Below are 13,454 nucleotides of genomic sequence, written 5' to 3'. Positions count from 1 at the left end.
AAACGTGACTCGAGCAGAACGGAAAAAACAACACATCAATCATGCCCTGTCCACTGGACAAAAGCGGGACACGGGTCTTGATGATATTACGTTTGTTCATGCCAGTCTGCCCGATCTTGCATTAGAACAAGTAGATATTTCCACAAAAATCGGCGAACTTTCAAGCAGTTCGCCGATTTTTATCAATGCAATGACTGGCGGCGGCGGACAACTTACATATGATATTAATCAATCACTTGCACGAGCGGCTCGTCAGGCCGGTATACCTCTTGCTGTCGGATCACAAATGTCAGCATTAAAAGATCCCTCAGAGCGTTTTTCGTATGAAATCGTTCGAAAAGAAAACCCAAACGGACTGATTTTTGCCAACTTGGGAAGCGAGGCGACAGCTGATCAGGCAAAGGAAGCAGTGGAAATGATTGGAGCAGACGCACTGCAGATTCACTTGAATGTGATTCAGGAAATTGTGATGCCTGAAGGAGACAGAAGCTTTAGCGGAGCTCTGGACCGTATTGAACAAATTTGCAGTCAGGTCAGTGTGCCGGTCATTGTGAAAGAGGTCGGCTTCGGTATGAGCAAAGAATCAGCAAGGAAGCTTTATGAAGCTGGTGCTGCAGCTGTAGATATCGGCGGTTACGGGGGCACGAATTTCTCGAAAATCGAAAATCTCCGAAGACATCGGCAAATCACCTTTTTTAACTCGTGGGGCATTTCGACAGCAGCAAGTTTGGCGGAAATCCGCTCTGCGTTTCCCGCAAGCACAATGATGGCGTCCGGAGGCCTGCAGGATGCGCTTGATGTGGCAAAGGCAATAGCGCTGGGGGCCTTTTGCACCGGAATGGCAGGACACTTTTTAAAAGCGCTGACTGAAAGCGGAGAGGAAGGACTGCTTGAGGAGGTTCAGCTGATCCTTGACGAATTAAAAATGATTATGACCGTACTGGGCGCCAGAACGATTACTGATTTGCAAAAGACACCTCTTGTGATCAAAGGTGAAACCCATCACTGGCTCACAGAGAGAGGGATTGATACGTCCAGCTATAGTGTGCGATGAATGATCAAAAGCCCAAAACCTTATGAGTTTTGGGCTTTTGATTATGATTTTCGCTTTTTGAATTTTCCGTTTTGTTCAAGGCTTGTTGCTCCGTCATAGTGAATGGAATGGTCGCGATCTGATTCGACTCTGCCAGAAGCTTTGAGTTTTTTTTCCTGTCTGTCTTTTCCCATGATCATACTCCTTATTGTGAAGTGGATTGTTTAAAAAAAGCGCTCGGGCTCCATACTGGGAGTATGGAGGAAGCAAAATGGAACAATTTTATTACTATTGGTCAATGTGGTTTCTGTGGGTTCTGACGACCTTTATTTTTGAAAAGACGAAAAGGCGATTTGCCGTCTCTGTCTTTATTTTGACTAATATGATTCTAAGCATACATGACATCACTTTATATTTTTCCCTAAATACTGCTTATATGATGTTTTTTTTCTGCGGGTGTGTCTATGCAGGGTATTTGAGAATGTATCGTTTTCGTTATCTCATGGTCTATCTGATGCTTATTGCCGGGTATGCGTTTGTTTATCTTTTTGCATTATATGATCCAGTTTGGTTTATCATAAAACCTGAGTGGGCTGCCGTAATATTATTAGTGCTTTTGACAGCTTCGGTTGAAAGGGAGTTCCAGAAACAGCTTACATTATTTGTGCTAGGGATGTGCCAAGGCGAACTGGTGTATTCGTTTGTGATTCAGAAGCTGGCCGGGGCTTTGGCTGTCGGTGGCTTTCAATGGCTGAATACGTGTTCCGCGGGTATTATATTGCTGTTTGGCATATCGAGATACGAACAGCTGGCAAGCCAGATTGGTCAAAAGAGCAAAAGATCAAACAAAGGAGCTACCAAAATGTCATGAGTGATTACATTTATCCAATTATTGCTGGGGTCATTGCCGGGGTCGCGACACGGCTTTATATGCTGAAAACGGATTACCGCCAGTATCCGACCTATGTTCATGGGAAAGTCATTCACATTGCACTAGGGCTGATTGCGGCTGGTTTAGGGGCCATTATTATGCCGGCGCTTTTGCAGGAGGAATTTACGGCCATCACGTTTTTAACATTGGCAGCGACGCAATTTAGAGATGTTCGAAACATGGAGCGGAACACACTGACGCAAATGGATTCGTATGAACTTGTCTCAAGGGGAAGCACATATATTGAGGGAATTGCGATTGCGTTTGAAAGCAGAAATTATATCGTGATCTTTACAGCTCTTTTGACAACCTCTGCGTATGTGCTTTTATCCATTTGGGCTGCAGTCATAGCGGCTATTGTTTGTTTCTTGCTGGCAATGAAATTTATGTCGGGCAGTGTGTTGAAGGATATTGTAGATATCGAGTACATAAAGCCGTACTTTGACGGTCCGGGACTGTTTGTTGATAATATTTATATGATGAATATTGGGCTTCCGGAAAAACAGGAGCTGATTTTAAAGCACGGCATGGGATTTATTTTAACGCCAAAAAACTTTAATTCAGCAGCGACGATTGCCAACTTAGGGCAGCGCCAGGCCATTTTATTTGATGTTTCGAATGTACTCGGGGTTTATCGGGATTCGGGCGAGCCGTCTCTCACTCCAATTGCAAAACGCGATTTAAATGACGGGAGAGTGGCAGTTTTTGTTCTTCCGCAAATTAACCATCCCGAAACAGCTGTTCAGATTATCAGCAATGTTCCAACTTTGGAAAACGCGATCAGAATGCCGACGGAATTTATCAAGAACCAGGATAAGGTGATAGAATGAGCGAATCTCTTACGAAAATGATTTTGTCTGTGATTACGACGAACCGAAACCGGGCTGCGGGGGGAGCTCCTGTCTTTTTTTGCAATGACAAAAAGGAGATGGAGCTTTTCGCTAAAAATCTTGAGGCGATCCTTGATGGAATAGCGCACAGAATTGGAGATGACGTGTATTTGATCGTGAAACATTTTTAAGAATAGTTGTGATCCCAGTAAAAACTGATATAATAAATGAGTTAAGCCCTTCCTCTGAAGGGTTTCTTTTCATAAAAGTGAATGAAATGATTTTAATAACCGGTTGAAAATTTATGTAAAAATGAAAGCGGCTGGATCGAAAGGAAGGGTACTATGGGTAAACCTGTCGTAGCCATTGTCGGGAGACCAAATGTAGGAAAATCCACAATCTTTAACCGGATTGCGGGAGAAAGAATTTCAATAGTAGAAGATACCCCTGGTGTGACAAGGGATCGGATATACAGCTCGGCTGAGTGGCTGAATTATGATTTTAATTTAATTGATACTGGCGGTATTGATATCGGTGATGAGCCGTTCTTAGCGCAGATTCGCCAGCAGGCTGAAATCGCCATGGATGAAGCGGATGTCATTATCTTTATGGTGAACGGCCGTGAAGGCGTGACTGCTGCTGATGAAGAAGTAGCGAAAATTTTGTACCGCACGAAAAAGCCAGTTGTTTTGGCAGTTAATAAACTGGATAACACAGAAATGAGAGCGGATATTTACGATTTTTATTCGCTTGGCTTTGGCGAGCCGTATCCAATTTCGGGAACACACGGACTCGGATTAGGTGATTTGCTGGATGCCGTTGCAGAGCATTTTAAAAACATTCCTGAAACGAAATACGATGAAGAAGTGGTTCAATTCTGCCTGATCGGACGCCCGAACGTCGGAAAGTCCTCGCTAGTGAACGCGATGCTCGGCGAAGAGCGCGTCATTGTGAGCAACGTGGCAGGAACGACACGAGATGCTGTTGATACGGCATTTACGTACAACCAGCAGGAGTTTGTCATTGTTGATACTGCCGGCATGCGAAAAAAAGGGAAAGTCTATGAAACGACTGAAAAGTACAGTGTACTGCGGGCGCTGAAAGCAATCGACCGCTCAGAAGTCGTTGCGGTTGTGCTGGACGGCGAAGAAGGCATTATTGAACAGGATAAGCGCATCGCCGGTTATGCACACGAAGCGGGCAAAGCTGTCGTGATCGTCGTAAACAAATGGGATGCTGTTGACAAAGATGAAAGCACGATGAAAGAATTTGAAGAAAATATCCGTGACCATTTTCAATTTCTTAGTTATGCGCCAATCTTATTCATGTCAGCCTTAACGAAAAAACGGATTCATACGCTGATGCCTGCGATTATCAAAGCGAGTGAAAATCATTCACTGCGGGTTCAAACGAATGTCTTAAATGATGTCATCATGGACGCTGTGGCAATGAACCCGACGCCGACTCATAACGGTTCTCGTTTGAAGATTTATTATGCGACCCAAGTGGCGGTAAAACCGCCGAGTTTCGTTGTGTTTGTAAACGATCCGGAATTAATGCATTTCTCGTACGAACGCTTTTTAGAAAACCGAATCAGAGACGCGTTCGATTTTGAAGGGACACCAATCAAAATATTTGCAAGAGCTAGAAAATAAAAAGGTGTGAAGCAAATATGAAAAAAGTCACTATGCTCGGAGCGGGAAGCTGGGGGACGGCACTGGCTTTAGTGTTAGCCGATAATCATCACAATGTAACCATGTGGGGGCACCGTGCAGATCTGATTGATCAAATCAATGATCAGCATGAAAATAAGGATTATTTGCCGAACGTCAAGCTGCCGGAATCAATAGAGGCTACAACGGATATCGGGAAAGCTGTTTCGGACGCAGATTTCATTATTGTTGCCGTTCCGACAAAAGCGATTCGGGAAGTACTGAGACAGGCTGTGCCTTTTATCACGAAAAAGGCAGTCTTTGTTCATGTCAGCAAGGGAATAGAGCCTGATTCGCTCCTTCGCATTTCTGAGATTATGGAAGACGAGCTCCCAAGCGATGTCAGAAAAGATGTTGTGGTCCTTTCCGGCCCGAGCCATGCGGAAGAAGTGGGGCTGCGCCATCCGACGACCGTTACTTCATCTTCAAAAAGCATGCGGGCAGCAGAAGAGGTGCAGGATTTATTTATTAATCACAATTTCCGGGTGTACACAAACCCTGACATTATCGGAGTTGAGATCGGCGGGGCTTTAAAAAATATCATTGCACTTGCCGCAGGAATTACAGACGGTTTAGGGTATGGCGACAATGCCAAAGCTGCATTGATTACGCGCGGACTTGCCGAAATCGCGAGACTCGGAACGAAAATGGGCGGGAATCCCCTGACGTTTTCTGGATTGACAGGAGTGGGCGATCTGATTGTGACGTGCACAAGTGTTCATTCCAGAAACTGGCGTGCCGGCAATTTGCTCGGAAAAGGGTACAAGCTCAAAGACGTTCTTGAAGAGATGGGAATGGTAGTCGAAGGCGTCCGTACGACAAAAGCGGCTTACCAGCTTTCGGAGAAATATGATGTGAAAATGCCGATTACAGAAGCACTCCATCAAGTTCTATTTAACGGACAAAAAGTGGAAACTGCTGTTGAATCTTTAATGGCGAGAGGGAAAACCCACGAGATGGAGGATCTGGTAAATACGTTTGAAAATCAAGTGAAGTAAAAGTGTCAATTGTATTGACGGCCGCATATCTTAATTGAACGAAAGCCCGAAAAACAGAAGAACACCCAAGTCTTGGGATCTCCTGAAACATTTTGCTGATTTAGGCAATAGAGGATGCATCTGTATGCCAAGTCGCATACTATAGCATCGAAGTCCAAGAGAGTGTTTCTTAAACGTGCAGGTGAATATAGTCAATTTGACTGAAGCGAAGGTCCCCCTCTTTGCTTCAGTTTTTTGTTCTATTAAAGGATGGAAAATCTGGTTGATCTTTACCGGCGCTGTATATTAAAATGAAATATAACGCTTACATCATACATATTAGGGGGAGGCGCAGGTCATTGAGTCTGGCATTGATGAAAATGTGGTTTGCACTGGGGTCCATGGGTCTGATGTTTCTGGCTGTAGCGTCCATCTATTTAAGCCGGTTTAAGTTTCGGAATCGTTTTCTGAAGATTGCGGTTTCATCGTTTGCTTACATGTGTATGCTCATATCGGGAATTATTGTGTTTGTCGTGGTATTCAGCGGTCCTGTCAATGAATAAAGCTGTAAAAGGAAGTGCTGTATGGGTAAACTGAAGTGCGCTATGATTTTTGCGGCAGTCGTGTTTTTATCAGGCTGTTTATATCCAAATGAGCGGAAAAGCAGTGTACATGCCATTCCTTATCAGGACCAGTTAGAGCAGGTCCAGTCTGCTGTTGACGAATTCCAAAAGGCAAATGGAGGACTGCTTCCCATTCAAACAAAAGATATGTCGACACCTCTGTATCAAAAATATCCGATAGACTTTAACCGTTTAGCGCCGAGGTATATGGCCGAACCTCCAAGCACGGCATATGAAAGCGGAGGAGACTATCAATACGTGCTTGTCGACGTAGAGAACGATCCGACTGTTAAATTGATTGATCTAAAGATGGCTGAAAAAATCCGCGATGTGAAATTGCGTGTCCAAATGTACCGCCAGGAGCATCAATATCCGCCTTATCAGGATGTGCTGTCACGTGATTTATTTACACTAGATGAGAAGAAGCTGGGGGTTGGAAGCTCTCTTACAGTGACAAGCCCAATCTCAGGGAATTCCTTGCCGCTTATGATTGACGGAGACGGAGAAATATATGCCGATTACCGGACTGAGCTGGCTTCTTGGCTCAAAAAAAGCAAAAAAACGTTTAAGCCCGGATCTGAAATTCAGGATATGATTTGGCAAGAAACGCCTTTCGTCCCGGCGTTTTCTGTGAAATATACGGTAAATGACAAACAGGAACCTGTTTTTTTAGAAAATGATATGAAAAAGGAATGAACCTTTCTCCCTTGCATACAAATAGGGAGAAAGGTTTTTTTATACTTTAATAGATTGAGGACGGAAAATTTTCTAAAGATGTCATATTGAAATAGGACAACGTCATACACATATAGTGTCCTGTGTTTGATTGAAAGAGCTTAATAAAATTGATAAGGATAGGAAGTCCGGGAGGGATTCACTTGGAAAAGGTCGATATTTTCAAGGATATCGCTGAACGAACAGGAGGCGATATATACTTAGGAGTCGTAGGTGCTGTCCGTACAGGAAAATCCACGTTCATTAAAAAATTCATGGAGCTTGTGGTGCTCCCGAATATCGGTAACGAAGCAGACCGGGCCCGTGCGCAGGATGAGTTGCCGCAGAGCGCGGCCGGCAAAACGATTATGACTACAGAGCCTAAATTTGTTCCGAATCAGGCGATGTCTGTTCACGTGTCAGACGGACTCGATGTCAATATAAGATTAGTAGATTGTGTAGGCTACACAGTACCCGGCGCTAAAGGATATGAAGATGAAAACGGGCCGCGGATGATTAACACGCCTTGGTACGAAGAACCGATCCCATTTCATGAGGCTGCTGAAATTGGCACGCGAAAAGTCATTCAAGAACACTCGACCATCGGAGTTGTCATTACAACAGACGGCACCATTGGTGATATCGCCAGAAGTGACTATATAGAGGCTGAAGAAAGAGTCATTGAAGAGCTGAAAGAGGTTGGCAAACCCTTTATTATGGTCATCAACTCAGTCAGGCCGTATCATCCGGAAACAGAAGCCATGCGCCAGGATTTAAGCGAAAAATATGATATCCCGGTTTTGGCAATGAGCGTGGAAAGCATGCGGGAATCAGATGTGCTGAGTGTGCTCAGAGAAGCCCTCTACGAGTTTCCGGTGCTTGAGGTAAATGTCAACCTCCCAAGCTGGGTAATGGTGCTAAAAGAAAACCATTGGCTGCGTGAAAGCTACCAGGAATCCGTGAAGGAAACTGTTAAGGATATTAAGCGGCTTCGGGACGTAGACAGGGTTGTCGGCCAATTCAGCGAGTTTGAATTTATTGAAAGTGCCGGATTAGCCGGAATTGAGCTGGGTCAAGGGGTCGCAGAAATCGATTTGTACGCGCCGGACCACTTATATGATCAAATCTTGAAAGAAGTGGTGGGTGTTGAAATCAGAGGAAGAGACCATTTGCTTGAACTCATGCAAGACTTTGCCCATGCGAAAACAGAATATGATCAAGTGTCTGATGCCTTAAAAATGGTCAAACAGACGGGATACGGCATTGCAGCGCCTGCTTTAACTGATATGAGTCTCGATGAGCCGGAAATTATAAGACAGGGCTCACGATTCGGTGTGAGGCTAAAAGCTGTCGCGCCATCGATCCATATGATCAAAGTAGACGTCGAAAGCGAATTCGCGCCGATTATCGGAACGGAAAAACAAAGCGAAGAGCTTGTACGCTATTTAATGCAGGACTTTGAGGATGATCCGCTCTCCATCTGGAACTCCGATATCTTCGGAAGATCACTGAGCTCAATTGTGAGAGAAGGGATTCAGGCAAAGCTGTCATTAATGCCTGAAAACGCGCGGTATAAATTAAAAGAAACGTTAGAAAGAATTATAAACGAAGGCTCTGGCGGCTTAATCGCCATCATCCTGTAATACCGGAAGACCTCTTTATAGAATGGGAGGTCTTTTTTCTTTGCTCTTAATAATGGAAAAGGATCAAAGAATAGGATGAAAAAAGCAAAAAAAGGAATATTTGTTCGGTAAACCACGTTAAATCCTTGACGAGCAAGGGATTGACGCTTTAAAATGCTTGATATGGCTTTTTATATGTGTTACTCTACATACAGAAATTCTTCACTTTGTTGGACAAACATTCCTCAGAGTGCAGTTTTTCTTAAAAAGCCGTTTAATTGTCTTTCTCTTGCCTGCTCTGATTTTTTTCTGGGCCAGGTTTAGAATCAGACTGAACTGTGAAGAAATGATAATAAACGAACTGAATGTATCCCTTTTGGGAGGAGGTGAAAGGCATGAACAAAACAGAACTTATCAATGCGGTTGCAGAAGCAAGCGAATTGTCTAAAAAAGACGCTACAAAAGCAGTTGACTCTGTTTTTGATACGATCTTAGATGCACTTAAAAACGGTGATAAAATTCAACTGATCGGTTTTGGTAACTTCGAGGTGCGTGAACGTTCTGCACGTAAAGGACGCAACCCTCAAACAGGTGAAGAAATCGAAATTCCAGCGAGCAAAGTACCTGCTTTCAAACCAGGTAAAGCGCTTAAAGACGCAGTTGCCGGAAAATAATTGTGAATATAGATCGTGTATGCATCTAGCTTACATACACTTTATTTCTTCACAGAAAAGCCCCTTTCCAAGGGGCTTTTCATATTTCAAGGGCATGGGCTTCCTGACAGGGCATTCACTTTGCTTTTAGCGGGGCATGTGTGCTAGAATCGAAATTAAATGTATTCATTGGTGGAGGACATAGAACATGAAAGAAGTTAATAAAGAGCAAATCGAACAAGCTGTTCGTCAAATTTTAGAAGCGATCGGAGAAGACCCGAACAGAGAAGGGCTTCTTGATACTCCGAAAAGAGTCGCAAAGATGTACGCCGAAGTATTCTCCGGCTTGAATGAAGACCCAAAAGAACATTTCCAGACTATCTTCGGTGAAAACCATGAGGAGCTTGTTCTTGTAAAAGATATCGCGTTTCATTCTATGTGTGAGCATCACCTTGTTCCCTTTTATGGAAAAGCGCACGTTGCATATATACCGCGAGGCGGAAAGGTCACAGGGCTCAGTAAATTGGCGCGTGCCGTTGAAGCCGTTGCAAAGCGTCCGCAGCTTCAGGAGCGTATCACATCTACAATTGCGGAAAGCATCGTAGAAACGCTTGACCCGTATGGCGTCATGGTAGTGGTTGAAGCAGAACACATGTGCATGACGATGCGCGGTGTGAGAAAACCGGGTGCAAAAACCGTCACTTCAGCAGTCAGAGGCATTTTTAAAGATGATGCAGCTGCCCGTGCCGAAGTATTGGAACATATTAAACGCCAGGACTAATAAAGATAGAGGGTGCTAGAAATGAACGAAAAGCATTCAAGTGATTTTGTCATCATAAAAGCGGTTGAAGACGGAGTGAATGTGATCGGCCTGACAAGAGGAACCGATACAAAGTTTCACCATTCCGAAAAACTCGACAAGGGAGAAGTAATCATCGCTCAGTTTACAGAGCATACTTCGGCCATTAAAATCAGAGGAGAGGCACTCATTCAAACCGCATACGGAGAAATGAAAAGCGAAAAAAAATAAGCTGGCTGTCCCCGCTGTTAAAAGCAAATGCTCGCAAACAGCGGGAGGATACAGCCAATTTCTTTTTTTTATGCTATAATGATACATGCGTAAGTGAATGAAAAGATAAAACTCATACATAGATTAAGAAATAAATGTGAATTTGGGGACAAGGGTGATATTTTTGCAAGACATCTACGGAACTTTAGCCAATCTGAACACAAAATTAAAACAAAAGCTGTCTCATCCTTATTTAGCGAAGCATATTTCTGCGCCGAAAATTGATGAGGATAAGCTTCTTCTTTTTCATGCTTTATTTGAAGAAGCCGACATAAAAAACAATGACAGAGAAAATTATATTGTAACAGCGATGCTTGTACAAAGCGCCCTTGATACCCATGATGAAGTGACGACAGCCAGAGTCATAAAACGAGACGAAAACAAAAACCGCCAATTGACTGTTCTCGCAGGCGATTATTTCAGCGGGCTGTACTACTCTTTACTATCTGAAATGAAGGATATCTACATGATTCGGACGCTTGCTACAGCTATCAAAGAAATCAATGAACACAAAATTCGGCTATATGACCGTTCTTTCAAGGATGAACACGATTTTTTCGAAAGTGTCGGCATTGTTGAGTCAGCTTTATTCCATCGGGTGGCGGAACACTTCAACCTCCCGCGCTGGAAAAAGCTGTCGAGTGATTTTTTTGTATTTAAGCGGCTTATGAACGGGAATGATACATTTCTGGATGTGATCGGCAGTTTTATACAGCTGGGAAAAACAAAAGAAGAGATATTAGAAGATTGTTTTAAAAAAGCGAAAAACAGCATTGAGTCACTTCTGCCTCTAAATTCACCTATTCAGCATATTTTATTAAACCGCCTGAAGACAATCAGCCAAGATCAAACCTATCATCAGAAAGTGGAAGAAGGGTAAACCATTATGCAGGACTCAAAAGAACAGCGCGTACACGGAGTATTTGAAAAAATATATAAAAACTACGACCAAATGAACTCTGTCATCAGTTTTCAGCAGCATAAAAAATGGCGCGACAAAACGATGCGCATCATGAATGTAAAAGAAGGCGCCAAGGCACTTGATGTCTGCTGCGGAACGGCTGACTGGACGATCGCTCTTGCAAAAGCAGCCGGTAAAAGCGGTGAGATCAAGGGCTTGGACTTCAGTGAAAATATGCTGAGTGTCGGCCAGCAGAAAGTAAAAGACGGCGGATTCAGCCAAATTGAACTGCTGCACGGAAATGCGATGGAGCTTCCCTTTGATGATGATACATTTGATTATGTCACCATTGGCTTCGGACTGCGCAATGTCCCTGATTACTTGACCGTACTGAAAGAGATGAGACGTGTGGTGAAGCCGGGCGGCCAGGTGGTATGTCTGGAAACGTCCCAGCCGGAAACGTTCGGATTCAGACAGGCTTACTTTATGTACTTTAAGTATATTATGCCGTTTTTCGGGAAATTGTTTGCGAAGAGCTATAAAGAATATTCTTGGCTTCAAGAATCAGCCAGAGAATTCCCTGGAATGAAAGAACTGGCAGGCCTGTTTGAAGAGGCGGGCTTGAAAAATGTCAAATATCATTCGTTTACTGGCGGAGTCGCTGCCACGCATATCGGATGGAAATGAAAACACAGATGTTTGGGTGAATGATATGAAATTTAAAATGGCCTACTCTTTTTTAAATGACGATATTGATATAATTGAAAGAGAACTTGAACAGACCGTACGTTCCGATTACCCGCTTTTAAGCGAGGCGGGTCTTCATCTGCTGCAGGCGGGAGGGAAGCGTATTCGCCCTGTTTTCGTGCTGCTTTCCGGCATGTTTGGCGATTATGACATTAATAAAATTAAATATGTCGCCGTCACTTTGGAAATGATTCACATGGCATCTTTGGTTCATGATGATGTCATTGACGATGCGGAGCTTCGCAGAGGGAAGCCGACAATCAAAGCAAAGTGGGACAATCGCATTGCGATGTACACAGGTGATTATATGCTTGCGGGATCTCTTGAAATGATGACGAGAATTAACGAACCGAAAGCCCATAGGATTTTGTCGCAGACGATTGTTGAAGTTTGTCTTGGGGAAATCGAGCAGATCAAAGACAAATACAACATGGAACAAAACCTCAGAACATATCTCCGCCGCATCAAAAGAAAAACGGCGCTCCTTATCGCGGTCAGCTGCCAGCTCGGTGCCATTGCGTCCGGCGCTGATGAAAAGATTCATAAGGCGCTGTACTGGTTTGGGTATTACGTCGGCATGTCTTATCAAATCATTGATGATATTCTTGATTTTACTTCAACGGAAGAAGAGCTGGGCAAACCTGTTGGAGGAGATTTACTTCAAGGAAATGTTACATTGCCAGTGCTGTATGCCCTGAAAAATCCAGCATTAAAAAATCAGCTTAAATTGATTAACACCGAGACAACGCAGGAACAGCTTGAGCCGATCATTGAAGAAATGAAAAAAACAGATGCAATTGAAGCATCTATGGCAGTAAGCGAAATGTATCTGCAGAAAGCTTTCCAGAAATTAAACACGCTTCCGAGAGGGCGTGCACGTTCGTCTCTTGCGGCCATCGCAAAATATATCGGAAAAAGAAAATTTTAATTTTGTAGATATTGAGAAATTTCTCCGCCCCGGATTGATTAATTGTCAGAAAGATGTTACGATTTCGGTGTGCAGTGTGAAAGCCTATACATACATAATGATGGGGTGGAGAATGTGATGGAAAAGACTTTTATTATGGTGAAACCAGACGGTGTCCAACGTCAGCTCATTGGTGATATTTTGTCGAGATTCGAACGTAAGGGCTTACAATTATCTGGTGCCAAGTTAATGAGAGTGACTGAACAAATAGCTGAGAAACACTACGCCGAACATCAAGGGAAGCCTTTCTTCGGAGAGCTCGTTGAGTTTATTACTTCAGGACCTGTATTCGCAATGGTTTGGGAAGGCGAAAATGTCATTGAAGTGACACGACAGCTGATCGGAAAGACAAATCCTAAAGAAGCTTTGCCTGGCACTATTCGCGGAGATTATGGCATGTTTGTCGGAAAAAACATCATCCACGGCTCTGATTCTCTCGAAAGTGCTGAACGCGAGATTAACATTTTCTTTAAGAATGAAGAATTAGTATCATATCAACAGCTCATGGCAGGCTGGATCTATTAATCATTATGAAAATAAGTAGCAGGGCCGGCACTATGTAATGACGTCGGTTTTCGTTTTCTTTTGTAAAGGTTTACATAAAGTAAATAAGGGGTTAATGGCAATGTTTATCAGATTCCTGCCTTCCCAATGATCTAAAATCAGCTGAAAAGC

General features: G+C 43.5%; 17 protein-coding genes. 16 read left to right on the top strand and 1 reads right to left on the bottom strand.

What is annotated here, in order from left to right:
* Positions 1–4 precede the first annotated feature (4 nt).
* Positions 5–1,054, top strand: a complete 1,050-nt coding sequence (gene fni, locus ABZM97_RS11730) for a type 2 isopentenyl-diphosphate Delta-isomerase (protein ID WP_367386857.1) — start codon at positions 5–7, stop codon at positions 1,052–1,054.
* A gap of 41 nt (positions 1,055–1,095) precedes the next feature.
* Here fni and ABZM97_RS11725 read toward each other — a convergent pair whose 3' ends face one another.
* Positions 1,096–1,227: a YpzI family protein gene (locus ABZM97_RS11725; protein WP_141113372.1), complete on the bottom strand. Its 132-nt coding sequence runs from the start codon at positions 1,225–1,227 to the stop codon at positions 1,096–1,098.
* 77 nt (positions 1,228–1,304) lie between these two features.
* On the opposite strand from ABZM97_RS11725, the gene ABZM97_RS11720 reads away from it, so the two are divergent.
* The 15 genes from ABZM97_RS11720 to ndk all read left to right on the top strand — a co-directional run bounded on the left by ABZM97_RS11720 (position 1,305) and on the right by ndk (position 13,304).
* Positions 1,305–1,904 carry a hypothetical protein gene (locus tag ABZM97_RS11720; RefSeq protein ID WP_087990553.1) on the top strand — a complete coding sequence of 200 codons (600 nt, stop codon included), beginning with the start codon at positions 1,305–1,307 and terminating at the stop codon, positions 1,902–1,904.
* The gene (locus ABZM97_RS11715; protein WP_087990552.1) at positions 1,901–2,794 is read left to right on the top strand and encodes a YIEGIA family protein; all 894 of its coding nucleotides are present in this window, start codon (positions 1,901–1,903) and stop codon (positions 2,792–2,794) included. The genes ABZM97_RS11720 and ABZM97_RS11715 overlap by 4 nt, the downstream gene beginning before the upstream one ends.
* Positions 2,791–2,985, top strand: coding sequence for a hypothetical protein (locus ABZM97_RS11710; protein WP_087990551.1), 195 nt, complete (start codon positions 2,791–2,793; stop codon positions 2,983–2,985). The genes ABZM97_RS11715 and ABZM97_RS11710 overlap by 4 nt, the downstream gene beginning before the upstream one ends.
* Before the next feature lie 153 nt (positions 2,986–3,138).
* Positions 3,139–4,449 carry a ribosome-associated GTPase EngA gene (gene engA, locus ABZM97_RS11705; protein ID WP_087990550.1) on the top strand — a complete coding sequence of 437 codons (1,311 nt, stop codon included), beginning with the start codon at positions 3,139–3,141 and terminating at the stop codon, positions 4,447–4,449.
* Between the two features lie 17 nt (positions 4,450–4,466).
* Entirely contained in the window at positions 4,467–5,504 is a 1,038-nt protein-coding gene (locus tag ABZM97_RS11700; RefSeq protein ID WP_087990549.1) for an NAD(P)H-dependent glycerol-3-phosphate dehydrogenase, read from the top strand.
* A 338-nt stretch (positions 5,505–5,842) separates the two neighbouring features.
* Positions 5,843–6,046: a DUF2768 domain-containing protein gene (locus tag ABZM97_RS11695; protein ID WP_087990548.1), complete on the top strand. Its 204-nt coding sequence runs from the start codon at positions 5,843–5,845 to the stop codon at positions 6,044–6,046.
* A 21-nt stretch (positions 6,047–6,067) separates the two neighbouring features.
* Positions 6,068–6,802, top strand: a complete 735-nt coding sequence (locus tag ABZM97_RS11690) for a hypothetical protein (RefSeq protein WP_087990547.1) — start codon at positions 6,068–6,070, stop codon at positions 6,800–6,802.
* A gap of 182 nt (positions 6,803–6,984) precedes the next feature.
* Positions 6,985–8,463 (top strand): stage IV sporulation protein A, encoded by a 1,479-nt coding sequence (spoIVA, locus tag ABZM97_RS11685; protein WP_087990546.1) that lies wholly within the window; start codon positions 6,985–6,987, stop codon positions 8,461–8,463.
* Positions 8,464–8,837: 374 nt separating this feature from the next.
* Entirely contained in the window at positions 8,838–9,116 is a 279-nt protein-coding gene (gene hbs / locus ABZM97_RS11680; protein ID WP_003153447.1) for a non-specific DNA-binding protein Hbs, read from the top strand.
* A gap of 187 nt (positions 9,117–9,303) precedes the next feature.
* Complete coding sequence (gene folE, locus ABZM97_RS11675; protein WP_087990545.1) at positions 9,304–9,876, top strand: GTP cyclohydrolase I FolE; 573 nt, start codon at positions 9,304–9,306, stop codon at positions 9,874–9,876.
* A 21-nt stretch (positions 9,877–9,897) separates the two neighbouring features.
* The gene (gene mtrB / locus ABZM97_RS11670) at positions 9,898–10,125 is read left to right on the top strand and encodes a trp RNA-binding attenuation protein MtrB (protein ID WP_087990544.1); all 228 of its coding nucleotides are present in this window, start codon (positions 9,898–9,900) and stop codon (positions 10,123–10,125) included.
* A gap of 163 nt (positions 10,126–10,288) precedes the next feature.
* A complete protein-coding gene (gene hepS / locus ABZM97_RS11665) occupies positions 10,289–11,044 on the top strand; it encodes a heptaprenyl diphosphate synthase component 1 (RefSeq protein WP_064812849.1) in 756 nt (251 codons plus the stop codon).
* Between the two features lie 6 nt (positions 11,045–11,050).
* On the top strand, positions 11,051–11,752 hold the full coding sequence (gene menG, locus ABZM97_RS11660; protein ID WP_087990542.1) for a demethylmenaquinone methyltransferase: 702 nt from the start codon (positions 11,051–11,053) through the stop codon (positions 11,750–11,752).
* Between the two features lie 25 nt (positions 11,753–11,777).
* On the top strand, positions 11,778–12,740 hold the full coding sequence (gene hepT / locus ABZM97_RS11655) for a heptaprenyl diphosphate synthase component II (protein WP_289349108.1): 963 nt from the start codon (positions 11,778–11,780) through the stop codon (positions 12,738–12,740).
* 114 nt (positions 12,741–12,854) lie between these two features.
* Positions 12,855–13,304 (top strand): nucleoside-diphosphate kinase, encoded by a 450-nt coding sequence (ndk, locus tag ABZM97_RS11650; RefSeq protein WP_087990540.1) that lies wholly within the window; start codon positions 12,855–12,857, stop codon positions 13,302–13,304.
* Positions 13,305–13,454 lie beyond the last annotated feature (150 nt).

Source organism: Bacillus vallismortis (genome assembly GCF_040784915.1).
In the GTDB taxonomy this organism is placed as follows: domain Bacteria; phylum Bacillota; class Bacilli; order Bacillales; family Bacillaceae; genus Bacillus; species Bacillus subtilis_G.
This window is presented reverse-complemented; position numbering and strand designations above follow the sequence as displayed.

Bases quoted from the DNA above. Each gene is read 5' to 3' on its own strand.
- hepT (WP_289349108.1), top strand. From the start codon at position 11,778: ATGAAATTTAAAATGGCCTACTCTTTTTTAAATGACGATATTGATATA.
- ABZM97_RS11710 (WP_087990551.1), top strand. From the start codon at position 2,791: ATGAGCGAATCTCTTACGAAAATGATTTTGTCTGTGATTACGACGAAC.
- ABZM97_RS11690 (WP_087990547.1), top strand. From the start codon at position 6,068: ATGGGTAAACTGAAGTGCGCTATGATTTTTGCGGCAGTCGTGTTTTTA.
- ABZM97_RS11700 (WP_087990549.1), top strand. From the start codon at position 4,467: ATGAAAAAAGTCACTATGCTCGGAGCGGGAAGCTGGGGGACGGCACTG.
- mtrB (WP_087990544.1), top strand. From the start codon at position 9,898: ATGAACGAAAAGCATTCAAGTGATTTTGTCATCATAAAAGCGGTTGAA.
- hbs (WP_003153447.1), top strand. From the start codon at position 8,838: ATGAACAAAACAGAACTTATCAATGCGGTTGCAGAAGCAAGCGAATTG.
- menG (WP_087990542.1), top strand. From the start codon at position 11,051: ATGCAGGACTCAAAAGAACAGCGCGTACACGGAGTATTTGAAAAAATA.
- engA (WP_087990550.1), top strand. From the start codon at position 3,139: ATGGGTAAACCTGTCGTAGCCATTGTCGGGAGACCAAATGTAGGAAAA.
- ABZM97_RS11725 (WP_141113372.1), bottom strand. From the start codon at position 1,227: ATGGGAAAAGACAGACAGGAAAAAAAACTCAAAGCTTCTGGCAGAGTC.
- ABZM97_RS11715 (WP_087990552.1), top strand. From the start codon at position 1,901: ATGAGTGATTACATTTATCCAATTATTGCTGGGGTCATTGCCGGGGTC.
- ABZM97_RS11720 (WP_087990553.1), top strand. From the start codon at position 1,305: ATGGAACAATTTTATTACTATTGGTCAATGTGGTTTCTGTGGGTTCTG.
- folE (WP_087990545.1), top strand. From the start codon at position 9,304: ATGAAAGAAGTTAATAAAGAGCAAATCGAACAAGCTGTTCGTCAAATT.